Annotated in this window: 19 protein-coding genes; 14 read left to right on the plus strand and 5 right to left on the minus strand. The window is 64.0% G+C overall.

Annotation, left to right across the window (positions count from 1 at the left end; genetic code table 11):
* Positions 1-137: 137 nt before the first annotated feature.
* The 10 genes from ASG43_RS07885 (at position 138) to ASG43_RS07930 (ending at position 9,755) form a co-directional block, all read left to right on the plus strand.
* Positions 138-2,597, plus strand: coding sequence for a hypothetical protein (locus tag ASG43_RS07885; protein ID WP_056502800.1), 2,460 nt, complete (start codon positions 138-140; stop codon positions 2,595-2,597).
* Positions 2,597-4,138 (plus strand): hypothetical protein, encoded by a 1,542-nt coding sequence (locus ASG43_RS07890; RefSeq protein ID WP_056502803.1) that lies wholly within the window; start codon positions 2,597-2,599, stop codon positions 4,136-4,138. Before ASG43_RS07885 ends, ASG43_RS07890 begins: the two co-directional genes overlap by 1 nt.
* Entirely contained in the window at positions 4,135-5,010 is an 876-nt protein-coding gene (locus ASG43_RS07895; protein ID WP_056502806.1) for a hypothetical protein, read from the plus strand. The genes ASG43_RS07890 and ASG43_RS07895 overlap by 4 nt, the downstream gene beginning before the upstream one ends.
* Positions 5,010-6,458 (plus strand): discoidin domain-containing protein, encoded by a 1,449-nt coding sequence (locus ASG43_RS07900; RefSeq protein WP_056502809.1) that lies wholly within the window; start codon positions 5,010-5,012, stop codon positions 6,456-6,458. Before ASG43_RS07895 ends, ASG43_RS07900 begins: the two co-directional genes overlap by 1 nt.
* Positions 6,458-6,862: a DUF4376 domain-containing protein gene (locus ASG43_RS07905; RefSeq protein ID WP_056502813.1), complete on the plus strand. Its 405-nt coding sequence runs from the start codon at positions 6,458-6,460 to the stop codon at positions 6,860-6,862. Before ASG43_RS07900 ends, ASG43_RS07905 begins: the two co-directional genes overlap by 1 nt.
* A gap of 8 nt (positions 6,863-6,870) precedes the next feature.
* Positions 6,871-7,374, plus strand: coding sequence for a hypothetical protein (locus ASG43_RS07910; protein WP_244488023.1), 504 nt, complete (start codon positions 6,871-6,873; stop codon positions 7,372-7,374).
* Positions 7,371-7,721 carry a DUF1353 domain-containing protein gene (locus tag ASG43_RS07915; RefSeq protein WP_056502820.1) on the plus strand — a complete coding sequence of 117 codons (351 nt, stop codon included), beginning with the start codon at positions 7,371-7,373 and terminating at the stop codon, positions 7,719-7,721. Before ASG43_RS07910 ends, ASG43_RS07915 begins: the two co-directional genes overlap by 4 nt.
* A gap of 135 nt (positions 7,722-7,856) precedes the next feature.
* Positions 7,857-9,002 (plus strand): N-acetylmuramidase family protein, encoded by a 1,146-nt coding sequence (locus ASG43_RS22095; protein WP_244488024.1) that lies wholly within the window; start codon positions 7,857-7,859, stop codon positions 9,000-9,002.
* Positions 9,002-9,469: a hypothetical protein gene (locus ASG43_RS07925; RefSeq protein WP_056502823.1), complete on the plus strand. Its 468-nt coding sequence runs from the start codon at positions 9,002-9,004 to the stop codon at positions 9,467-9,469. The genes ASG43_RS22095 and ASG43_RS07925 overlap by 1 nt, the downstream gene beginning before the upstream one ends.
* Positions 9,447-9,755, plus strand: coding sequence for a hypothetical protein (locus tag ASG43_RS07930; RefSeq protein WP_156386577.1), 309 nt, complete (start codon positions 9,447-9,449; stop codon positions 9,753-9,755). Before ASG43_RS07925 ends, ASG43_RS07930 begins: the two co-directional genes overlap by 23 nt.
* A gap of 660 nt (positions 9,756-10,415) precedes the next feature.
* On the opposite strand, the gene ASG43_RS07940 is transcribed toward ASG43_RS07930, so the two are convergent.
* A complete protein-coding gene (locus ASG43_RS07940) occupies positions 10,416-10,763 on the minus strand; it encodes a hypothetical protein (protein WP_056502829.1) in 348 nt (115 codons plus the stop codon).
* 118 nt (positions 10,764-10,881) lie between these two features.
* Between ASG43_RS07940 and ASG43_RS07945 the strand changes: the two genes are divergently transcribed.
* Positions 10,882-11,127, plus strand: coding sequence for a hypothetical protein (locus tag ASG43_RS07945; RefSeq protein ID WP_156386578.1), 246 nt, complete (start codon positions 10,882-10,884; stop codon positions 11,125-11,127).
* A gap of 308 nt (positions 11,128-11,435) precedes the next feature.
* Here ASG43_RS07945 and ASG43_RS07950 read toward each other — a convergent pair whose 3' ends face one another.
* The gene (locus tag ASG43_RS07950; RefSeq protein WP_156386579.1) at positions 11,436-13,859 is read right to left on the minus strand and encodes a hypothetical protein; all 2,424 of its coding nucleotides are present in this window, start codon (positions 13,857-13,859) and stop codon (positions 11,436-11,438) included.
* A 642-nt stretch (positions 13,860-14,501) separates the two neighbouring features.
* The gene (locus tag ASG43_RS07955) at positions 14,502-14,906 is read right to left on the minus strand and encodes a helix-turn-helix domain-containing protein (RefSeq protein ID WP_082490746.1); all 405 of its coding nucleotides are present in this window, start codon (positions 14,904-14,906) and stop codon (positions 14,502-14,504) included.
* 929 nt (positions 14,907-15,835) lie between these two features.
* Here ASG43_RS07955 and ASG43_RS07960 point away from each other — a divergent pair.
* Positions 15,836-16,072: a DUF6719 family protein gene (locus ASG43_RS07960; RefSeq protein ID WP_156386580.1), complete on the plus strand. Its 237-nt coding sequence runs from the start codon at positions 15,836-15,838 to the stop codon at positions 16,070-16,072.
* A gap of 308 nt (positions 16,073-16,380) precedes the next feature.
* On the opposite strand, the gene ASG43_RS07965 is transcribed toward ASG43_RS07960, so the two are convergent.
* Entirely contained in the window at positions 16,381-18,909 is a 2,529-nt protein-coding gene (locus ASG43_RS07965) for a calcium-binding protein (RefSeq protein WP_056502841.1), read from the minus strand.
* Between the two features lie 1,199 nt (positions 18,910-20,108).
* Positions 20,109-21,602 carry a cytochrome P450 gene (locus tag ASG43_RS07970; RefSeq protein WP_156386581.1) on the minus strand — a complete coding sequence of 498 codons (1,494 nt, stop codon included), beginning with the start codon at positions 21,600-21,602 and terminating at the stop codon, positions 20,109-20,111.
* Positions 21,603-21,709: 107 nt separating this feature from the next.
* Here ASG43_RS07970 and ASG43_RS07975 point away from each other — a divergent pair, with 107 nt between their 5' ends.
* Both ASG43_RS07975 and ASG43_RS07980 read left to right on the plus strand, forming a co-directional pair.
* On the plus strand, positions 21,710-22,357 hold the full coding sequence (locus ASG43_RS07975; RefSeq protein WP_056502843.1) for a TetR/AcrR family transcriptional regulator: 648 nt from the start codon (positions 21,710-21,712) through the stop codon (positions 22,355-22,357).
* 413 nt (positions 22,358-22,770) lie between these two features.
* Positions 22,771-23,691, plus strand: a complete 921-nt coding sequence (locus ASG43_RS07980) for a D-ribose ABC transporter substrate-binding protein (protein ID WP_056502910.1) — start codon at positions 22,771-22,773, stop codon at positions 23,689-23,691.
* Positions 23,692-23,786: the final 95 nt, after the last annotated feature.

Below are 23,786 nucleotides of genomic sequence, written 5' to 3' on the forward strand. Positions count from 1 at the left end.
GTCCCCGCACCGATGGCGTGGAGACGAGTTCAAACATGGGTCAATTCTCGATGGAAAAACCGAAGCTGCCTGGGTCAGCTCTCAGTGGAAATCAACACGCAGAGAACCAGAAGGCGCTGGAGGCCAGCAAGGCTTGGGTGGCGAACCTCCCGCAGTTCGCGGATCTTATCGACACCGTGACGCGCAACCAGCGCGGCTCGATCGGGAGCACGATGAAGGATCTGAACGCCAGCATCGACCAGTTCGCGCAGCTGGCGGCCGAGACGAAGAATGCAACGGCCATGTCTCAGGTCGAAGGCGTGCGTAAGCAGATCGCGGACTATGGCGAGCTTCTGAAGTCGCTGTTCCGCGATACAATGGACCCTGTTCTGGCGGACGTCGCAGCGGGGTATGGCCTCGACACGGCCTTCACGAAGGCGCGCGACGGCGTCATCAAGACGGCCGACTCCTATCGCGGGCTGATCGCGGACGTTCGCGAGGCTTTCAGCTACGACACGACGAAGCTCGACACGCTGAAGGCCGATCACGACAAGGCCGTGGCCGAGATTGAGGCAACCAAGAACTCACAGTTGGCGGCAATGGATGCCGCGAACCGCGCCAAGATCAGCAACACCGGACTGAACAAGGCAGGAGACCGTCTCCCGATCATTGGCATCACTCGCGAGATGATGGATCTGCCACCTGCCCGGATCTCGGAAGATCAGGAGGCCGAATACGCCAAACAGATCGCTGAGGCAGGCACCAAGCGCGACGAGGCCGTGGCGGCCTATGAGGCGCAGATCGCCGAGGTGAAGGGCAAGTACGACCTTGCCGTTCACACCGCGATCATGGCCGCCCGTGAGGGCTTGCTGCGTCTCGTGTCCGGCGACGTGCGCGAACAGTCGGCTGTCGAGCAGGCGCTCGCCGAAGCGCGCGGCGCGGCGGCGGGTCTCGACCTGGCGCTGAAAGATCTCGGCATGTCGGCCGAGGAAGCTTCGGCCGCGATCGAGACGGCGATTGGCAAGCGCCGGGATCTGCTCGCTCGGGACTTCACCGAAGGCCTGCAGGACTCGATCGCCGATCTCGACGGCAAGGGCTATCTCGCGGATCTGCGCGAGCTGACCAAGTCCATCGAAACGATGATGGCGGACGCCAACCTTCTGAACGTCGACACCTCGCTTGTGGACACGTTCTTCACGAAGCAGGCGCAGGCGATCGTCGACGGCTCGGAACTGACCGGCGAGGCCTTTGACGAGCTGATCCGGCTGTTCCCGAACCTCACCGGCAAGGTGCATGCCTTCGCCGATGCGGTGGAGGAGGCGGGTCGCTCGGCCGCCGAGGTCGCCGCGCGGATGCAGTCGGCGAACGACCGCTATTTCACCGCGACGACGGACACCTCGACGCTGTCGGGCGCCATGTCGGCCTTCAACCGCCGGCGCATGGTGGAAGTTCAGGCCGAGTCCGCGCTTGGTGGCGGGGCGATGCTCCAGCTGGAAGCGGCGCTCGCGGCCGAGAAGGTGAACCTCATCCAGGGGCTTCTCCGCTCGGCATATGAAACGGAGCGGCAGGAGATCGAAGAAACGATCTCGCGGCTGCAAAGCCTGTCCGACGAGTGGGGAGATCTGCGCAAGAGCCTCCTGCTCGACGATAACCTGTCGCCTCTGTCGCAGAAGGACCAGTTCCTCGAAGCGCAGAAGCAGTTCCGCGAACTGTCCGCCAAGGCGGCGGCAGGCGACGAGGATGCGCAGGCCAAGCTCGCCGGCATCAGCTCCTCCTATCTGGAGGAGGCGAAGGCCTATTATGCCTCGTCCGAGGACTATTACGCGGCCTTCAACGAAGTGCAGGGCGTCCTCGCCAACAGCGAGAGCCTGGCGCAGCAACAGCTGAACGCGGCGAAGTCGCAGCTCGACATTGCCAAGGCGCAGCTGGACGCCATGACCGGCGTCAAGGAGAGCATCGCTTCGCTGCAGGCGGCGCTCGTTGAGGCCATGGCAGCGGCTGCGAAGTTCGTTCCCGCCATGGGCGGCGCACCCGCGGCGGGCACGGCTCCACCGGCGACGACCGGCGGTCTGCCGGGTGGCTCGTATAGCGTCAGCACGCAGTCCTCGGCTTACCTCGCCAACAATCCGGACGTGGCGGCTGCCATTGCGGCGGGCGAGACGTTCGGGTTGCCGGCGGGCACGAGCGCCAACGTCATCGCGGCGGCGCATTACGGCATCCACGGTCAGACGGAAGGCCGCGGCTGGCAGCGGGGCGGGCTTATCCCCGGCTTCGCCAAGGGTGGCATGATTGGCAACGGACAGTGGAACCGCGACTCCGTCGTGGCCCGCTATGCCGGCGGTGGTGAGATCGCGCTTGCTGGCGGCGAGATGGTGGTGTCCGCACCGCGCGTCACACCGCAGACCTATCCGGTGCTCGACCACATCAACCGGACGGGTCGGGTGCCGGCGAACGAGGGCATGCGCCTCGATCGCGTCGAGCAGCTGCTTCGCACGCTCATCGCCACGACCGGCGGCGGGCTCGAACGGGTCGCGGCAACAGGCGAGCAGGGCAACCGCTCGGCCGAGCAGATGGCGCTCGCATCGCGCCGGGCATCATCGAACAAACAGGCGGCTTGATGATCTATCTCTTGGAGATCGACCCGGTGGACCCTTCCACCGGGCAGGTCGTGACGTTGCGCTATGGCTCGGCCGGGTTCACCACTTGGCCGAGCGACACGCCCTCAAACACGTGGTTCGAGGAGCGGATCGTCGATCCCGGCAACTACGAGCGCTTCATGTTCGGGCGCTCGCGGACGCGGGGCGAGAGCGACGTCGGCGGCGGTGACATCCAACTCGCCAATGCCGACGGCGCGCTCGACTTCCTATTGAACCTCGCCTTCGATGGCCGGGCATTCCGCCTCTACGGCCTCGCTGACGAGACGGCGGCATGGGCGAGCCGGGACACCATCCTCGTCGGCACGATGGAGCAGGTGGAGTTCCCGTCGCGACGGGTGTCGATCCGCATCCGCGATCGATTGGCGCTCCTGCGGGACACGATCCAGACGCAGACCTATGCCGGCACGACCATCAGCGGCGTCGCAGGCGGCGTCGAGGGCAACAAGGATCTGAAGGACGTCCGCAAGCCGCTTCTGTTCGGCCGCGCCTTCAGCATTCCGCCGGTTCTCGTGGACCAGTTCAACAGCATCTATCAGGTAGCAGCGAACCCGCTCACCGGCATCTTCAACGTCTCGGCCGCTCGCGACAACGGCGTTCTGCTGACCGCGACGTCCGACTATCCAACCCTGGCCGCGCTGAAGGCCGCCACGCTCACCGGCGGTCAGTATGCGACGTGCCTCGCGCTCGGCCTCCTCCGCGTCCAGACGCGGCCCTCGACGCTGACAGTCGACGCCACCGAGGGCGCGACCCTCGCCGATCGCTCCGCGGCCCGGATCGTCCAGCGGATGATTGCCAGCGCCGGCGGAACGAGCGCGGCCGACTTCAACGCGCTGCACACGGCCAACCCGGCGGAATGCGGCATCTGGACCGGCACGCATGAGACGACGATCCTCTCGGCCGCTGTCGAGGTGCTGGCGTCGATCGGCGGCTATCTGACGGTCGACCGCCTCGGCGTCTACCGCGTCGGCCGTTTGGAGCTTCCGACAGGCCCCGGTGAGGTCGTGCTCGACGAGACGAACATCCTCGGCGGCGAGGCCATCAGCCGTCAGGCGACGAATGACGACGGCGACGGCGTGCCGGCGAGATCGGTGACGGTCCAGTGGGGCAGGGCGTACACGACCTTCTCGGAAGAGGATCTGAAGAACGTCAACGCCACGGACGCCTATCGCGCCTTCGCGGTGCAGGAATGGCGGCTCGCCAAGGTGACGAGCGCGGCGAACGTGACGCTTCATCCGAAGGGGCCGGAACTCGTCTTCGACAGCTGCCTCTGCAACGAGACCGACGCGATGGCCGAGGCGACGCGGCTTCTCGCGATCTACGCCGCGCGCCGCGACGTGTTCACGCTTCAGGTTGCGGCCGACGAGATCCCGACCGTCGATCTCGGGGACGTGGTGACGCTCGCACCGAACCGCTTCGGCATGGCCGCGGGCGTGCCGGCGCGCGTCATCGGCCTGACCCCGACCCTCTCCACCAACATCACCGAGATCGAGGTGTGGCGATGAGCCAGAACTGCATGATCCTCTTTCCGAACCGGGCCGATCCTGCGAAGGGGGCGCTGCCCGGCGCGGTGTTGTCGGGGCCAACATGGGCTCTGCCCCTCTCGAACCTCCAGACGCGCCGGCTGTCGCAGGTCGCGCGCTCGCTAAACACGCAGCCGGCGAACACGTTCTTCAACGTCGCCATGGGCGGCGAACGCCAGATCAAGGCGCTGGCGCTGATCCGGCACAATCTCACCGTCACGGCTTCCTGGCGCATCCGCGCCTGGTACACGGCGGACGGCATTGCGAACCCGGTCTATGACGTCACCGAAGACGTCTATCCGTCGCTCGGTTTCACCGAGGATCTGCCGTGGGAGTCCGAAGCGTGGTGGGACGGTAAGCCGCTCTCCGAAGAGTTGGAAGGCTACACGCAGCTCGGCATCCACATCATCCCTGATTACGTCTCGGCGCCGAACTGGCGGATCGAGATCTTCGACCAGAACAACCCCGCCGGCTTCGTCGAGGCAGGGCGCCTGTTCATGGCGGACGGCTGGCAGCCGAGCCAGAACTACGCTTACGGCGGCTCGCATGGCGTCGAGACGAAGACGTCCGTCGAGGAATCGCTGTCCGGCGCCGAGTTCTTCGACCGTCGCCAGCCCTACCGCGTCGCGCGCATCGGCTTCGAATACCTCGATCAGGACGAAGCGCTGCTGAAGGGACTGGATCTCCAGCGCCGCGCCGGGACGGACGCCGAAGTCCTCTGGATTGCCTCGCCGGGCAACCGCCGCACCCTGACGCAGACGAGCTTCATCGGGCGCTTCCGCCAGCTGTCCGCGTGGGAACAGGTCGTGTTCGAACGGGCCAACATCGCATTCGAGATCAAGGAGCTGCTCTGATGGCACTTTCCCCGGCTGACCAGGCGCTTCTGGACCGGCTCAACGGCTACAACGGCAACGCCTATAACGCGGTGTCGAACCCGCTTGGCTTCGCGCGTGGTGGCAACCAGCAGGGCGTCTTCATCGCGTCGGTGAAGGACATCGCGGCGGCTGGAGCGTTGACGACGGGTGCCGTCATCGCGACGGCCGCCGACGTAGCGCTGACCCATCAGGATGCGAGCAACACCGGCCTCGATCGGATTGCCACGTCACAGAGTGTTACGGCTGCGGCGGGACAGGTGACGCTGGCTGCGGCCGAAGTGACGAAGGCGGCGGGTAAGGTGACGCTCGCCGGGCAGGAAGCCGATCGCGCTTTCACGCAGGCCAATCGTGCAATGGGCTATGCGAACGGCCTGAACTTGCCGAGCGTCGGGCTTGCCGATGCCGGCAAGTTCTACCGTGTGAAGGCGGACGGCTCGGGTATCGAGACATCCACCATCTCGTTTGATCCCGTCTACGCGGCTATCGCAGTTCAGTCCGCCTATACGCTTCTCGTCGAGCGGCAAACGCGGCTCAACGCCCTGAACATCGCAGAGTTGCGCAGTGACCGGCTGAACATGGTCGACGGGATCGTTGACCCCTACGGCGACATCTCGGACATCAATGCCGGCGCATCGAGCAACTATGCCTTCGACAATACGGCAAAGCTGATCGGAGCTGTGACTGCTGCGTTTGCAACCGTCACGCCGTTTTCGCCGCCAGTCCAAAGCGGAAACGTGGCCGCGTACGCCTTCGATGGCAACACCGGCACGAAATGGGCAGCTCAGTCGGGTTCACCGGGACCCTTCTTGGGCATGGACTACGGAGTCGGCAACGCCCGCGAGGTTCGGCAGGTTGTCATGCAGAATGGAAATGAGCCATTCGAAGTGCCGCGAACAGTGGCGGTTCAATACTCCGATGATGACGTTACATACAACACTGCAACGTCTTTTACGCCGACGACAACTACTTATGGCGTTTCCATTGTTTCCATCCCTGCTGTTGGAGCGCACCGATACTGGCGTGTCCTTCAAACTCTTGCAAACGCCAATTCGGGGTACGCGTTCGGGATATCAGAGTTGACGTTCAGAGCCGCGCCGTCGCCAATGACGCTGCGGTCTGCCGCCTTCGCATCGGATGTGAGCAATCCCGCGCTGGCGCGGCTGGCCATTCAGATAGCGCCACCTCTCATTGCCGGCATCGTCGTGCCGAATACGGATCTCGTTTCCTCCGTGAGCCGTGACGGCGGCGCGACGTTCACGCCCGCAACGCTGTCGGCCGTCGAAACTCTCGCTGACGGAACGGTCCTTTACGAAGGCTTTGCCGACATTTCTGGTCAGCCTGCCGGGTCCAGCATGGCCTACCGGCACGTCACGGCGAACGGCAAAGACGTCCGCATCTCGGGCACAATCATGCAATGGAGGGCCTGATGGGCGCGACGCGTTTCAAGCCGGAGATCCCTGTCTCCTTGAACCCTACAGCCGCGGTCAACGCCGAGCGTGACCGCCGCATCCGCTCCGGCTTCACCTTCGTCGGCAAGCCCTACGACTACGACGACGCCTCGCAGAAGCGCATCACTGGCGCGGCCACGCTTGCTGGCTTTGCCGCAGCCGCCGGCGCGCAGCCGAACGACCTGCGCTGGCACGGAGGCACGAGCGACTTCGTCTGGATCGCGCAGGACAACACCCTCGTGCCGATGGACGCGCCGACGTGCTTCGCCTTCGGGCAGGCTGCAGCGGCGTGGGAGAGCGCCAACGTCTTCGCGGCCAAGGCGATCAAGGAAACCTCGCCGATCCCGGCGAACTTCGCGGATGACGCGCTATGGCCGGGCTGACCTCTGAGATGATGCGATCGGTGCAGCCGATCGGGATGATCCGGCACTTTCTCTTTTCGGACATCGGCCCGTCTTGGCTGAAGTTCGACGGGGTGACGGAATACGCTCGCGCCACCTATCCCGAGTTCGTGGCAAGGGCGAAGGGGCTGCCCTGGTTCCTCGCCGGCACGACGGCTTCGACGTTCAAGCTGATCAAGGTGCCGGCGGGCACGGCGACCGTTGCCAGCGGCTTCGATACGGACGCGGGCACGATCATCGGCTCGGACAAGGTGACGCTCGGCATCGGCAATCTGCCGGCGCACGACCACGCCTACACCGATGCGAGCGTGACGATGGCTGCGGGTAAGTCGGGGCTCCTGGCGGGCGTCCTGCCGATCGTAACGGGCTCGACGCCAAGCTCGGCTGACAAGACGACAGGCAAGGCCGGCAAGGCGACGCCAGACCCGGTGCCGATCCAGCCACCGGGCTTCACCGCCAACCTCTTCGTCTTCGCCGGACGGCCCCGCGCATGAGCCTTTACACCGCCAACGTCCAATGGTTCGAGCCGGCGGGCGGCATCAAGTTCCGCACGACGCTGCCAATCCAATGGGAGCGCGGCGAGAAAGGGTCGGGCTGGTGGTTCACCGTGCCCGCCGGGTTCGAGTTCGACGTCTCGATCCCATGGGCGCTGCGGTGGGCGTTCAGGCCGACCGATCCGCGCTTTCTCAAGGCGGCTGCGCTCCACGACGCCATGCTTGCTGCTGGCATCGATCGCCTGCGCGCGGCGGCCGAGTTCAGTTTTGCGCTGAAGGCCGATGGCGTCGGCGCGGCCGAGCGCCTGGTGATGTTCACCGCCGTCGCCGTGTGGCGCTGGTCGTAGCGCCTCAAGCGATGTCGAGCATCCACAAGACGGACCAAGCTATGCCGGATAGCCAGGCGAGCTGAAGGACAAAGGCCACTCCGAAGATCAATCTGACCACGTGGTCGGCGGGATCAGCCTTTGTGACGTCCGGCAGTGGCGCGCTCGACATGTGAAGTTCCTCGGTTCAGCGCGACAACGCCGGCTCGCGAGGAAAGCCCAGACCTATTCACCAACGTGCTTAACAGCCCGGCCGCCAAGCGAGCCGGGCTTTTTCGTGCCTTATCCCCGGAGTTCCCGATGAGCACCATGAACGACTTCCGCGGCGAGGCGCGGCCTCTCGACGACATCGACCTTCCGCGCATCGGCCATCGGATCGGCGTGGGCGAGGACGAGGTCCACGCCGTCATGGACGTGGAGGCCGCCGGCGGCGCGTGGGATGCGCGCGGTCGACCGAAGATGCTCTTCGAACCGCACCGCTTCTGGAAGAACCTCGGGCCTGGTCCGAAGCGAGACGCTGCAGTCTCCGCCGGCCTCGCCTATCCCTCGTGGGGCGAGAAGCCCTATCCGAAGGACAGCTACCCGCGCCTTCAGCAGGCGATGGCGATCGACGAGACGGCAGCGCTGAAGAGCGCTTCGTGGGGCCTTGGGCAGGTGCTCGGCGAGAACCACGTCATGGTCGGGCATGACACCGTGCAGAGCATGGTCCTCGCGCTGCTCGACGACTCCGAGGTCCATCTGGAACAGATGATCGCCTTCATCATGTCGGCGCGCCTCGACGGCAAGCTGCGGGCGCACGACTGGTCTGGCTTCGCCCGCGGCTACAACGGGCCGCAGTACGCGAAGCACGGCTATCACACGCGCCTCGCCGCCGCCTATGTGCGCTGGGCGAAGATCCGCGACACGGCCTGGTCGCCCGATACGATCCTCCTGCCGCCGCCACAGGCAGAGCCTCTGCCGCCAGCCGTCGTGAAGGAGGAGCCGCCGGCCATGGTGCCGAACGCGGGCACGGCCGACGCTCCCGCGCCGCCAGTCGTCGTGAACAAGGATCTCACGCCCGTTGAGGCGACGCACAAGGCGAACCAGGGCGCGCTCGGTGCGTCGCTTGGTTCGGGCGGTGTCGGCGGCGGGATCGTCTACCTCTGGTCTCTGACGTCGTACTTCCCGGCGGAGTGGGCGGCGGACCCTCAGGCGGTGATCGTCCTCACCAGCCTGTCGGGCTCGCTGTTCTCGGCGATCGGCGCGTGGGTGGCCGCATACCGTGCGCGGGACAAGCGGTTCCAAACGGCGGAGCCGGCCTGATGCAAACCCTTGTCGTCCATGTGCGGGACAACTTTGCCCGCGTCTTCGTTGGCCGCATGATCGAATGGGAGCACTCGATCGGACTGTTCCTCTTCGGCCTGTCGCTGATGCTCTACCCGCCGCTCTTCGACACCGCGGCGGGCTTTGCCAGCTTCCGGGCGATGCATCCGTCCGCCGACTTCTGGGGCCTCGTGTGCATGTCCGTCGGGACGGCGCGCTTCCTGGTCCTAACGATCAACGGCACGATCCGGCGCTCACCGCATCTGCGAGCCTTCTTCGCGGCCGTCACGGCCTTCTTCTGGTTCCAGGCCGCCTATGGCGCCGTAGTGGCCGATCGCCTTTCACCGGTCACGCTGCTCTACATGAGCTTCGTCGGCTGGGAGTTCGTGATCTTCCTCATCTGCATGCGTTACGCGAAGCTCGAAGACATAAAGGCCGTGGCTCGTGATCGACCAACTCACGCCTGAGCTCATTGCGAGCGCCATCACTGGACTCATGTTCGCGCTCGCGGGCATGGGCGTCTATTCGAAGACCAAGAACCCGAAGCTCGACGGCGCTTTCAAGGTGGAGAGCACCGAGAGCAGCGTCGCGCCGCAGCTCGAGCGGATCGCGCAGGCGCTGGAAGACCTCGTCGCCGCCAACAAGGACAGTTTCCAGCGCGACATGCGCGAGCGGTTCGAAAAGCTGGAGGAGATCATGGAGCACCAAGCGCTGGAGCGCGAGGCGAGGGGGGAGCCTGGGCGACGGCGTTGAACAGACTGCTACCCAATAGAAAGTGGCGCGAGGCGAGCAGGAAATCGGCCAGCGGGTGAGGGTAGACGTTGGCAGGATAGATGTGTGTGGGAATGATGGATGCTGCCGAATGAGTTTTGGTCTTGATCCCTGGCATAGCATCGGTTAGCCAACAGTCTCACTAAGCCTGAAATATCATGGAAGTTTGGATTTTGACTATTGGTGAGTGGGTAACATACGGCGCGTGCGGACTCTTCTTGTTCGTGATTATTTATATCAACATTCATGCGCGTAAACACAAATCAAACAAGCCAGAATGATGCATGGAAGCGGTTCGCAAGGATGCCGTGGCGCGAGTTTGATCCGAGTTTGACGCGACCTCCTCCCTTCCACATGATCAGCCTCCGGTGCCCTTTAAGGTGCCGGCGGCTTTTGTCGCTTCAGGGCATCAGAAGGAGCGCACTCATCATCCCACCGACTGCGATAGAGACGATCGCGACAACTATCAGCCAGTGACGATCTGACGGGGTCATGCCGCTGGATCTTTCGATGCTCGACGTTGCGGATCGGCCGTCCCAAAGCATCCTTAATCCATAGCTGATGACCGTCATCGGGTCATCCGCGACTTGAGTCGCATCTCCGGCATGAAGCTCGATCTGAAACCAACCGGCCCCCGCCATTTCAGTGGAGAAAGGGCAGGGGTGCCTCGGGATCAAAGCCCTGCAGCGCTGCCTGGATCTTATCCAGCTCGTGCTGCGTCGGCTGACGGCGCATCAGCATTGCATCAGGGTTCGTCGGGTGCGGGGCGCTCATCACCGGCATGACCGTGAACTCGTCGTGCGTTCGATACGGAAATTCGTTGCTGATGATGAAGGTGAGCTTCGGGAACGCCTTCGTCATGTGGGCGCGAAGCCGATCGAGCACCGCGAGCTTCTTGAACACAGGGTCGATCGGCGGGGCAACGAGGTATTCCTCGACGGGCTTGCCATAGTGTTCGACGGCTTCAGCAACGATCCTCATGACGCTCATGTCAGCTTCCTTGTTCCGCTTCTGTTCTCATTCGTAGAGTGAGTCGGAAACTCTGACAACAGGCAAGGCCCGAAAAATATGGGATTGATGTCCTGTCAATTTAGGACACCATCCCTGCATGAAGCGTCCGAAATATCCGTCCCTGTATCGTCCACCGATCGATGACGTGCCTTGTCGCTACATCATTAGCGAGTGGAATTTCGCTCGACAGACGACGGGCGAGATCATGGCGATGGCAGATAATGCGATTGTGGCAGCGGCGGCGTTCCAGGCCGCGAGCGAGCAAAGGCCGAACCGCACAATCGTTCTCTGCCAAGGGTCGAGAATCATCGACTGGCTTCCCGAGCGCCCGCCTGCCTACTGAGAATCACGACGCGCGTTTCCAGCCGAACCCGTGCGACTGAATGGGGATGACCAGGGGCACAAGAGGTTGGTGGTTAGCATTGATGCGCGCCCCTGCAACCAACCTTGAAGGCAAGGCCGCGCCTACGTTCGTACGCGAGCGTCAAAGACCGGTGAAAACTATAATCCGCTCTGAACCTGAGTGCAGCGCGCTGGGGAAGTCACAGTGGCGCATATACGAAAGCGCGAAAAAAACGGCAGAGGATCCGTGAAGATCCCCTGCCGCTCGTAGATGGTGGAACCGCCCCGTAGGGCAGAACCGGTATTAGATTAAGCGAAGTTGTCGGCAGTCAGAGTCGAAACTGTGACACCCGTCAACTGAACGAGCGTGTCGGCATTCACAAAGCCGCCAGCGGCGTCCGCGTTAGCTTCATAGAGGGCGTAAGTCTGGTTCTGGAACGAGAAAGCAGTCCAACCAGTTGCCGCATTGCCGTCAGCAGCCGCATTGGCAGCAGAGAGCAGCGTAGCGTTGGCACCAGACAGACCGTTGATCGCAGTCTGGGTAGCGGCTGCCAGCGCAGTGTAAGTCGCTGCCACACCAGCGATGTCGAGGCGGTCACCCGTCGCGCCAGCAGTGAAGCCGTTGATGACGTCAACGAAGACATTGCCGTTTGCCGTTGCAGCACCAGCGGTACCAACAGTCTGAATAATACCAGAGCTAGAGCCGTCGGCAAGGAACTGCACGACGTCACGGGCAGAGCCGAGCGAAATGGTGTCAACACCGGTTTGAGTAAGCGTCGTGACCGCACCACCGACTGCACCGGCAGTTCCTGTGAACGCCGAGCCTTCGACCACCAAGCTACCGGTCAGTGCCGAGGCATTGACGGTGATGTTGTTGGTGGAGCCTGCGATGTCGAGTGCTGCGTTACCGGTGACCGTAAGCGTCGAGCCGTTGGCGGCAGTGATGACACCCGTCGAGTTAAACGTACCAGCGGTAAGGCCAACTGCACCGCCGGCGTCAGCCAGCGTGCCCGCCGTGAAGTTGCCGAGCGAAGCAAGGTTGATCGCCGTGACGTTCGTTGCAGACGGTACACCGGCAGGCGTGATTGCCAGCGCGCCGACCTCAGCCGTCGAAGCAACGCCATTGACGCCAACTTCACGAACCGTACCAAGCAGAGCAAGGTTCAACGTCGTCGAACCAGCGGTCAGGTTGAACGCAGCATCGCCAGTGTTTGCAGCACCGAATTCGTACGTACGAGCAGAACCGGCACCGTTAATGGTGTCGTTACCAACAGTGTTCAGTTCGATGTTGGTGACGCCAGCGTTGGTGAAGGTTGCGCCGCTGAGCGTTACGCCAGTACCGTCAAAAGCAACACGCTCGATGGATGTCAGCGTGCTGAACGGTGCAGCAGCTGTCGCTGCCGACAGATCGCCAGCGGTGGTCACGCGAACAGTGTCGGTGCCCGTACCGCCGTTGACGACATCACCCAGAACCGCGCCAGCAGTAGCCGTGAGGCCCGCGCCGAAGTTGAAGGTGTCGTTGCCCGAACCGCCGGTTGCAGTAACGTTGCCGCCATCAGCAAACGTAGCGAAAACACCACCGGTGTTCGCGGAGGCATTGAAGGTCGTGGTCGTGTTAGCAAACGTGTTGCCGAGAACAACCGAACCCGTGCCGCTGACGTTGACCGTCGTGACCGTGGTGCTAGCAACCGCGTTGTCGTTGAACGTACGCGCACCGCTGGAGATGCCGTTGGTGCCGGTGACGGCGAGGTTGATGGTTTCAACGCCGTTGGTGCGAATGGTCGTACCGGTGGAGTTGTTGAGCGTAACAGCCTGAACGTCGGCAGTGCCGGCGACAGTCGCGGTGTTGTACGTGACAACCAGGTTGCCGTTGGTGGCATTCGAAGCGCCGACCCCGATCAGGGACGCAACGTTCGTGACGGTGAGGTTCGAAGTGCCGTTTACCAGCGCGACGTTCTGGACGCCCGTGGAGGTAGCAAGGTTCAGCGTGTTAGCAGCTGCACCAAAGCCCTGGTACTCGATGTTCTCAACGCTGGTCAGCGTGGGGATCACGGTCTGAGCAGTGGTGTTGGAAGCAACGATGCGCAGAGTGTCGGTGCCGCCGCCGCCGTTGACGACATCGCCCGACTGGAACGTGTTCGAAGTGGCGGTCTCGGACTGAGCAGCAACGATCGTGTCGTTGTTCGCGGTGCCCGAAACGTTGTCGACGTTGGTCGTCAGCGTCAGGGTCTGGCCAGCGTTCGGCGTGCTAGCACCGTTGCCGCCGTTAACGAACGGGCCGGTGACAGTGGTGCCATTGCTGAGCGTAGCGGTACGGCCTTCGAACTGACCGAACTGAACGAAGTGCTGGTAAGCCGTCGCGAAAGGACGACCAGCGCCCGTCTGAGCGGCGACGTCGGGGTACTGAGCGAGGTAAGCCGCGGCGTTAAAGTCGTCCGCGATGTCGTTGTTGTTGAGATCGATGACGCCGTCTTCGTTCGAGTTCGCGAAGCGGCCTTCAGCGGCGCCCGAACGGAGGAAGTGGTCAAGCGGGTTGACGCCAGCGCGAGCAACGTCCGGGTAACGGCCAAGGTACTCAGCGGTGTTGAAGAACTGGTTCGGGTTGCGGCCTTCGAAGCGACCGTTCGCATTGTAGTGAGCCTGGCCGCTGGCGAAGATGCCACGCGAAACAGCGGCGGCGACGTCAGGATACGTCGACAGGTAGAATGTCTCGTTGAACTGTAGGTTCGACATTGGGATCTCTCCGTGGGCTTCAATCAGGCACGGTGCGCACCGCACCTGCTGGCTTCGCGAATTCTCGGCCGCCATGAGGCAACATCCCGAGCCGACTGGCTTGAGAAGCGGTCACAAAGAGGTCGATTTAAGCTTACTCGGGAACGCGCATGCTACGCTTGTGAATCCTACCCATCCCACGTCGCCGGTCTAACCGGTGATTCCTCCGATGTCGAGAGCACTACAGCACTTACACTACGCCCACAAGAGCCTTTTCAGGAGCCGTCCGTTGGCTGGCTTCCGTAGAGAAGCATTTTTGCCACAACGGCTTCAATGAACTACAAGTCGGCTCTGGCGCTTTGACATCAATGATCAACGGTAGAGAAAAGAGCATCATAGAGGGTCGGCTCATAACTACGAAGAAGGTGTTTTGAGAATTCGCTTCGGTTAATCAGTAATGCGTCTGCCCAATCTGTACAGCGATCAAATGGAACGCGACCTCGTCCTAGCTCGATCTGTGAAATGAATGTCTTATTGTGAAGCTTTAGCGCTGCGGCTAGCTGGCTCTGAGAAAGGCCCGCTTCCATTCGGCGCTCCTTCAGCCATACGCCAAGGACCTTCTTGGCGTCCCGCTTCTCTTCCGCGTCTAATGCAACCTCGACGTTAGACATCGTTCGCCTGTTTGCTTGCTTCCGAGACCGTAGTGGCGAGATCTTTCTCGACAGCTTGTAGAAGAACTGCGACCTGCTGACCCGGCAGGATCCGTAGCTTTCGGATCAACTCGATCTCAGCCGGTGTCATCCAATCGCTGGGCAGTTGATCGGAGCCGTAGAAGTAGGAGATCGGAACCTGGAATGCGTCCGCGATCTGTTTGAGGCGCTCGGCTTTGATGCCCGTTCGTCCCGCTTCAAAAGACGAGATTTGGGTCGGAGTGACGCCGAGTTTGTCTGCAAGCCACCCTTGGCTCACGCCGGCAGCCAACCGTAGTTCCTGTAGGCGGTTCACAAGATGCAGTTCGAACGGCGTCCGAATGAGACGTTTGGCCGGCGTGAATGGATTTGGCGTCACAGCGGATCATATAGCTCGCTACGTTACGGTGTCGCCAAAAAGCACAGCCATGGTCGCAACGCCAGGGACCCTCTGGGTGGGTGGACGGGTGCGTTCTCAGTTTGCCATATCGGGGCGTGTGAAGCGGTGAAACCGATGGCTAACCGGCTTCGGTAGCCATCGGATCTCGTTGGGAAATGGCTCTCCCTCCGGGCCTACCAGCTGCCATGACCGACGAAGGCGGGCGGACGCGATGCCCGATCGGGTTAGCCCGTCCGGCCGGCCGCATCCCGACAGGCGCAGGGCCCCCGACCGACCCGAATGCCCCGCGCGGATCCACTGAGCGTCGCCGCCGCGAAGATCGGCGGGATCGGCTGGGATCGCGGCGGGGAACGTCCATGAGCCCGCATCGACGCCTCCCGGGCTGCCCGCCAGCGGCCGAGGGGCGGCGCGTGCCGGACGGGGATGCGGACCAGGGCCGGCGGCTCTGCTCGACGGAGCCTTGCAAACAGCGCGGACCGGGCGGGGACCGGCTGGCCGGGGGACGTGACGCCCCGCCGCGCTGTCCCAATGCCAGCGGCGGTTCCGCCTCAAGCATCTCATAGCGTTGAACACAAGGTCCCGGCGCGCTTTGCGCCGAGGGGCTCGGCCGCGACGGGCGCATCGCACGCCCATCCCGAAGCTGCGTCGGCGGTCGCCGCTGGTCGAACCGATGGGGCGGCGAAAGGGGGGCGGGATGGCGGCCGCGTCCGACGCGGGCGCGAAGCTCGACGCGGGTCGCGCGGCGCGGAGGGAGAGGCCGGGGCCGCGACGGCGGGGGCGCTGCCGGCCTCCGCAGGATCGGAGGCGGCGCGAACGCCCTTGCGCCTCATCCGTTTGCGTCCCTTGCCACGGACCGAACATCCGGGCGCAGTGGGGCGCGATATCCACGCGACCGGGAGGCGATTGTCATGACAGCGAAACGGCTGATGGGCCTGATACTGATGGCCGGATTGGGCGGCTGCAGCACGAGCGAAGGCTCGACCGGCATGACGGTCGCGACCCGCGTGCCGACGCTGAGCAGCCTGGCTCCCGGCGAGACCGCGCTCTTCGACGACGGCCGGTGCCCCGCCGGTCAGATCGCCCAATACCACCGACGCGCCGGCCAGGCCCGCATGACCCGCCTGTGCATCGATCGGCCGGCCTGACGAAGGGGGAGGATTGAGTAGGGAGGTTTTGGGGGAGGCCTGCGATGTGCGGCGCCGTGATGCGCGTAGAGGCCTGCGCGATGCCGTATCTTAAACCGCTTAACTTGAGCCGAGATCATGCGGCCGGAGGGGATCGATCGGCGGAAGCGGAAGCCGGTGGCCTGGATCAATGCGGGCAGGCGTCTCGGACCTTGCAGGATCATGTTCGACAGTATCGACAAATGAAGACGGCAGGGAGTCCGTAAAGACACCCTGCCGCTATGAGATGAAGGGTCTGCCCCGTGGGGCAGACCCAATAATGTCAGTGGTTAAGCCGTGAACGTGAAGTCCTGAGCGTTCAGAGCGCCAGTGATGCCCGTCAGAGACACAATCGTGTCAGTGGCGGCGACAGCGGCGGTGTCATCGTTAACGATCATGTAACGACCAGCCAGATTACCAGCAGTCACCGTCACGTCGTAGATCTGAGCGACAGTACCGCTGGAGGCTACACCGGCGCTAGCCGTCTGAACCGCAGCCGTGAGGGCAGTGAAGTCAGCAGCAGTGGCCACCGTAACGGCGGTAACCGTAGCTGTGGTCGTGGCCGAGAAATCCAGAACCGTGCCGAAGACGTCTGCAGTTCCGCTGAGCTGGAAAGAATCACCAGCAGCGGCACCGTTGCCGACGAAGTCGGTCACACGGTCGATATTAGCTGCAGTTGTATCGCCAGCAGCGAATCCAGCGCGTGTATCAGCACGCGATCCAATGATGAATTGGTCGTTTCCAGCACCGCCTGTCATCGCGTCAGCACCCGCGCCACCGGTGATGACGTCGTTGCCGGCGCCACCGTTGATGACGTCGTTCTGACCCGAGCCTGTGATCGTGTCGACACCAGTACCACCGGTGATGGACACGCCGTTCGTAGCGAATGTCGCTGCGCTCAGGGTGTTTGCGCCCGTGGAAGCAGATGCATTCAGGTTGAAGTTCGAGGTAGCAATGTTGCCAGTGGTGAAGCTGATGTTACCTGCACCGGAGAGGGTGACGCTCGAGAGAGAGGCAGAGGCAGCAGCTGACTGCGTGATGGTGGCCGCGTCGATGGCGTTCACCGTCAGGTTTTCGACACCCGTAAGCGCGAAGGTGGTGTTTGTGGCAGCTTCGTTCAGCGTCGTGTCACCGTCGTTGAAGGTGAGGCCAACCGTGTCGATCTGACCGACAGTTGCAGCGCCCTTGACGTTGATCGTAGCATCACCGGCAGCACCGAGGACGGTAATCGATCCGGCCTGTGCAGCCGAAAGGTTGTTCAGCACAGTTGTGCCAGCACCATCGTTCAGGAAGACGCCGGTGATCCCAGCAATGTTGTCAAGATCGACGGTCTGAGCATTCTGAACCTGCAGCTGCTCGAAGCCGGTGTACTTGGCGCCAAGTGCCGCTGTAGCAAGATCTGCGGAGGCTGCAACGACGAGACGGTCAGTGCCGGCTCCGGCGTTCACGGAACCGGTGGTGAGAACGCCGCCCGTGGTGATGATATCAGCTCCGGCACCACCCGTGACCGTAGCTGTCACCGAAGCGAGCGTCGCAGAGATGCCACCAGCGGTAAGGCCCGATGCGTTAACGGTGACAAAATCTCCGTCAAGAGTGCCAAGGTTCACCGCAGCGGCCGCGGCAGTCGTAGCGGTCGCTGCCGTGTTGCCGGCTGCACCAGAGATGGTCAAGGTCTGACCACCAGCGGCCAAAGTACCAACCGTCAAGCCCGTCGTCGTCAATCCGGTCGCGGCGGCAATCGTGACGCTTGCCGGAGTGCCAGAAGTCGAGATCGCGCCGGTCGTATCAGCCGCGCCGTTCGACACGATTGCTAGGCTGGTCAAGCCAGCGCCGTTCACTCCAACGCCGCCTGCTGTGACGCCGCCCGAAAGTACGAGATCACCGCTCGTCGCCGTAGCAACGTAGTTGGCAGTCAAATTGCCGTTGGTGGCCGATCCATTACCCGTGACAGTTACAACAGCAGGATCCTGCAGGTTGTTGACCGTTACGGCATCAGTTGAGAGTGCGCTGTTAAACGCAGTCAGACCAGCCACATTGTTTGCGTCAAGCGTAACACCACCGGTGCCAACAGCACGTAGGTTTACGACTTCGATGCCGGAAACCAGAGCGCCGTTGGTTGCGCTCGCAATAGCGGTGGTACCCTGAGTGGTAATGTTCAGAGCGTCAGCAGTACCACCTGCGCCGTCCACGCGGTCGGAAGCCGTAAGGGTCGAATTTGTCGCAGTCTGCAAGTCAACCGTTCCAAGGAACGTATCGTTGCCGGTGGTGCCCTGCGGCGCATCAGTGCCGGTCGTCAGCGTAAACGTCGAACCGGTGTTGGGCTGACCGCCTGTAGACCCACCGTTAACGAACGGACCCGAGATCGGTGTCGCACTACCGTTCGGGCCGATGAAGCCGGTGCGGCCTTCGAACTGGCCGAACTGAACGAAATGCTGGTAGGCAGACGCGAACGGACGGCCAGGGCCGGTCTGAGCGGCGACGTCTGTGTAGAGGTTGAGGTAAGCCTGCTCGTTGAACTCGTTCGCAACGTCATTGTTGTTGGCGTCGATCACGCCGTCGATGTTCGAGTTCGCGAAGCGGCCTTCAGCGGCGCCCGAACGGAGGAAGTGATCGAGCGGGTTGACGCCAGCACGGGCAACGTCGGGGTAACGGCCGAGATACTCGGAGGTGTTGAAGAACTGGTTCGGGTTGCGGCCTTCGAAGCGGCCGTTCGCGTTGTAGTGAGCTTGGCCGCTGGCAAAGATGCCACGCGAAACAGCAGCGGCGACGTCGGGATACGTCGACAGGTAGAATTGTTCGTTGAACGAGATGTTCGACATCTAGTGCTCTCCGTTGGCTTCAATCAGATGCGGTGCGCACCGCACCTGCTGGCTTCGCGAATTCTCGGCCGCCATGAAACGCCTTCCGCAGAGCCGCAAGGCGCTGCAAAGCCGTCACATCGGGGTCGCTTGAACTGAACGGGGATTACGCACGTCTACGCTTGTAAAACTCGATCCATCCCATCGTGCCGCAGCGCTGGCGCCTCTCTCTGGACAGGATGCATATAGTAGACGCTGTACTCTCGCAAGCGCGATTTGCTATGGGATCGTTAGCGATGCGTTAATGTGAGGCATGTCGGCCACACCGAGGGGAAGGTCGGCGGGGACGGCGGGAATTGCGGGGTTGGACAGTCCTCCCGCGTGCGGAGAAGCATCCGGTGCGGCGGTGGTAGGTAATTCCGTAGCATCGTCGCCGCGAAGACATTGGGTTTCCACTTCAGAATCGGTGACATCGGCTGGCAATCTTGAGATGGACAGCGTTCGCGCCGGTCATCGACCCAGGACATCTTGACGGCAGAGGCGATCCGGAACCGTTATGCTGTCGGTCTCCAGGCCGAAGGAGCGCCGTACCGCCGTGATTTTGGCCGGGCGACGCCCTCGTAACGGTCCTCGAAGGGGGCCGGAGCCGCGTCGGATGTCGCTTCTTTGAGCATGGTCGCGCGGACCATCCGGACGGGGAGCGGCGGATGTCGGGCGGGCGTCCGGGCCGTCGATCGGGGCCGATCCGTAGACGCGGCAGGGAACCAAAGAAGAGAGGGATGCCTTGGTGCGAATCACGTGGGAAAAGCGGGGGTCGTCGGCGTCGCCTTCTGAGATTCGCGGGGCGGCGCGGCGGATGACACGCCATGTCACCGCTTGGGATCTACTGTCGGGGACGTGCCGGATGCCGGAACGAAACGGCGGGATCGCCGGGTTCGTCTTCGTGGCGGTCGCTCTGCGGGGTGACGGATCGACGGAGAGCTTCGAGCTTGTGACGTGACGGGGTGCGCAAGCGCCGGGATCGGCCGGATTGCGTTCGGCGGCGTCTCGCCAAAGGGCCGGGGCGTCGCGCTCTGGGGCGTCGCGGACTCGGCGGGCCGGGCTGCGGTGTGACGGAGCTGGCCTCGGGAGTGCCGCGACGGTCGCCGCGCCGTGCCGGCAACGGTCGGGCGGGAACCGGGTGGGGCCGGGACGTGGTGGGACGGGGGCGGCGGATGCGTTCAGCCGGGCGCCGGACCCTGTTTCGACCGCGGCGGTGCGTCGGGTCGCTCGAGGTCGCGTCCGGCGGGCCGGCGCTCCGCGCCGTGGCGAAGGCTCGCGTCTGCGGCGGCGGTCCGGTCCGCGCCGCGGGGCTCGACGGTCATGGCAAGGCGTCGCCTCGGTCGAAGGGTGACCTTCATGATGGGCTCCGGGGTGGCACCGCCGCGATCGGCGAGGCGGAAGGCCGGCAGGAGCACCGCGAGCACGGCGACCGCCTCCATAAGGGCGAAGGCGTTGCCGATGCAGACGCGGGGGCCGGCGCCGAACGGCATATAGGCGTAGCGATGCCGGGCCTTCGCCGCCTCCGGGCCGAACCGGTCGGGATCGAACCGTTCGGGATCCGCCCAAAGGGCGGCGTGATGGTGGACCGCATGGATCGGAACGTAGAGCACCGTCCCCGCGGCGATCGCGCGACCGCCGAGGGTGAGGTCGCGAAGGGCCGTCCGGGTGATGATGGGCGCCGGCGGGTAGAGCCGCAGGGCCTCGGAGAACACCTGCCGCGTATAGGCCAGACGGGCGATATGGTCCGCCTCGACCGGCCGGCCTTGCGTCACCGCGGCGATCTCCGCCAGCACCTTCGCCTCGACGCCGGGATGCTTCGCCAGGAGGTGGAAGGTCCAGGCGAGGCCGAGCGCCGTCGTCTCGTGCCCGGCGGTGATGAAGGTCATGAGATTGTCGACGATCTCCTCGTCGTCCATCGTGCGGCCCGTCTCGGGATCGGCGGCTGCCAGCAGAAGGGCGAGGAGATCCTGCCGCGGATCGCCGCTCCGCCGCCGCCCGGCGATCACGGTCGAAAGGCTGGACCGCAGGAAGGCGACCGCCGCCGCGGCTTTTCCCCGCCCGGGATAGGGCATCCAGTCGGGCGCGCCAAGAATGCCGAAGGCGAACATCCAGCCGCTCGGCGCGAGATAGTCGCTGATGCCGCGTTCCACGCGTTCGACGTCGATCCCGGCGCCGCCCGACATCATGGTCTGGACGATGATGTCGAAGGTCGTGCGCATCATCTCGTGCCCGATATCGACCGTCCCGGTCCGCTCGGCGCGCAGCCGTTCGCCTGTCCGCCTCGCCGCGTCGATCATGGCCGGCTGAAGCGCCAGCAGCCGGTCGTGGCGGAACGCGCCGGCGACCGACTGGCGCTGCCACTTCCAGTGCGCGCCGTCGGCCGTCAGGAGGCCGCGCCCGAGCGCCGGACCAAGGGCGCGCCGGACCTCCTCGCCCTTGTCGAGCGCATCGGCGTTCTGAACCAGCGCCTCGTGGATGAGGACGGGGTCGGCGAGGTAGATCCGGGGCGTGCCGGCCAGACGCGAGACGACGAAGGGCTCGCGGTAGATCGCCGGGGGAAGGGCCGTCAGCGGGTTTCGCACGATGGCCGTCAGGGCGCGCAGCGTGGACGGCGCGGACCGCAGCGCGGCGAGGGAGGGGCGGGGGCGTCGAGGACGGGCGGTCGTTGACATGGATGTCCCTGTTGGCAGGCGATGGTCCGGCATGAGATATAAGGTGCCGACCTTATTCGGGCGGAATCAAGGTGCGGACCTTAAAAGGGAGAGATCCGATCGCGCGCATGACAGGAGATCGGGACCCGCGACGGGGACGCGGCGCAACCCGGGAGCGGATCCTCGACGCGACGCTCGACCTCTTCAACCGGCGGGGGCCGGACCGGGTCACGACGGCCGAGATCGCCCGGACCGTCGAGATCAACGAAGGCAATCTCTACTACCACTTCCGCACCAAGGAGAGCCTGGTCCTGGCCTTGTTCGAGCGGTTCGAAGCCGCAGCCGGCGCGCTGGTCGATCGAACGGGCGCAGCCCCGCGAGGCGAGGCGCGCGTCTACGGCGAGGCCCTGGCCGAATGGTTCTCGATCGTCTGGCGCTATCGCTTTCTGTTTCGCGACCTCCTCGCGCTCGCCGCGGCGACGCCGTGCCTGGTCGAGCCGATCCGCAGCCTCAGCGCCCGGATGCGCGTCGCCGTCGAAGCCCTGATCCACCGCATGATCGCGGAGGGCTTCATCGAGGTCTCGCAGGAGGACCTGTCGGCCGTCCTGGCGAATGTCTGGATCGTGTCGACCTATTGGGCGGTCTATCTCAGCCTTCAGGAAGGCATCGAAGACCTGGAGGACACCCATCTGGATTGGGGGCTCAACCAGGTTGCGAGCCTCTTCAAGCCCTATCTCACGCCATCGGCGGCGGACGCGGTTTTCTCCCCACGCTGACCGGCGAACGCTCCGCTTCGGCCGCGTCGCATTCCAGCCCGGCGATCGTCTGCCCGAGAGCAAGCGCCACGAGGCCGGCCAAGGTTGGCCGGACCGCGCTTGTCTGCCGCCTCGCGGGGGCAATCGGGCGGATCATTCGCCGTCGGCCTGGGAATGGACGCCGAGAGGCCCCGCATGCGGGCAGGAAAGGCACCATGCGGTCCGATGCCAGTCTTCACATGATAATGTCATCATACCAGTTGACGAGGTCGACACGTCTGGTGGATAGTCCGGGATGCGGGACACGGCGCTGGGAGGCGCACCGCCGCATCGAGAGCGAAGAAGACGCGGATGCGGCGCCAGTCCGGCGGCCGGCGGGTCGGCCTCGATGTCAACGCCTGGGAGGATTTACGACTGTGTTGAAGTCTCTGCTGATGTCCGCGGCCGCTGCCGCCGTCCTGACGCTCGCCGCGCCGCTCGGCGCCTCGGCCGCCGACCTGATGGCCATCATGACGCCGAGCCACGACAACCCCTTCTTCAAGGCGGAAGCCGAAGGCGCCGTCGCCAAGGCCAAGGAGCTCGGCTTCGAGACGCTGGTCCTTGTCCACGACGACGACGCCAACAAGCAGAGCCAGATGTTCGACACCGCCATCGCGCGCGGCGCCAAGGCGATCATCCTCGACAATGCCGGCGCCGCCGCGACGACCGCCGCCGTTCAGAAGGCCAAGGACGCCGGCATTCCGAGCTTCCTCATCGATCGCGAGATCAACGAGACCGGCATCGCCGTTTCCCAGATCGTCTCGAACAACTATCAGGGCGCGCAGCTCGGGGCCGAGGAGTTCGTCAAGCTGATGGGCGAGGCCGGCCCCTATGCCGAGCTCGTCGGTCGCGAGGCCGACACCAATGCCGGCATCCGGTCGGGCGGCTATCACGACGTGATCGACCAGTATCCCGACATGAAGATGGTGGCGCAGCAGTCGGCCAACTGGAGCCAGACCGAAGCCTTCGAGAAGATGCAGACGATCCTGCAGGCCAATCCCGAGATCAAGGGCGTGATCTCCGGCAACGATACGATGGCCATGGGCGCCTGGGCGGCGTTGGAGGCGGCAGGGCGCAAGGACGTGATCGTCGTCGGCTTCGACGGCTCCAACGACGTGCGCGACTCGATCAAGGCCGGCGGCATCAAGGCCACCGTCCTTCAGCCGGCCTATCGGCAGGCCCAGCTCGCGGTTGAGCAGGCCAAGATGTTTCTGGACACCGGCAAGACCGGCGCCGAGGAGAAGCAGCTGATGGACTGCATCCTGATCAATGCCGAGAATGCCGGCAAGCTCGAGACCTTCGCGCTGAAGGACTGATCGGGGAGGGCGGCTCCGGGGACCGCATGGACGGCTCGCTTGAGACGCCCTGCCTGCCGTGCCGGACATCTCCCCCTCGAAAGGGGAAGCTCTGG

Origin of the sequence: Aureimonas sp. Leaf454 (genome assembly GCF_001424685.1) — a bacterium.
Classification (GTDB): Bacteria; Pseudomonadota; Alphaproteobacteria; order Rhizobiales; family Rhizobiaceae; genus Plantimonas.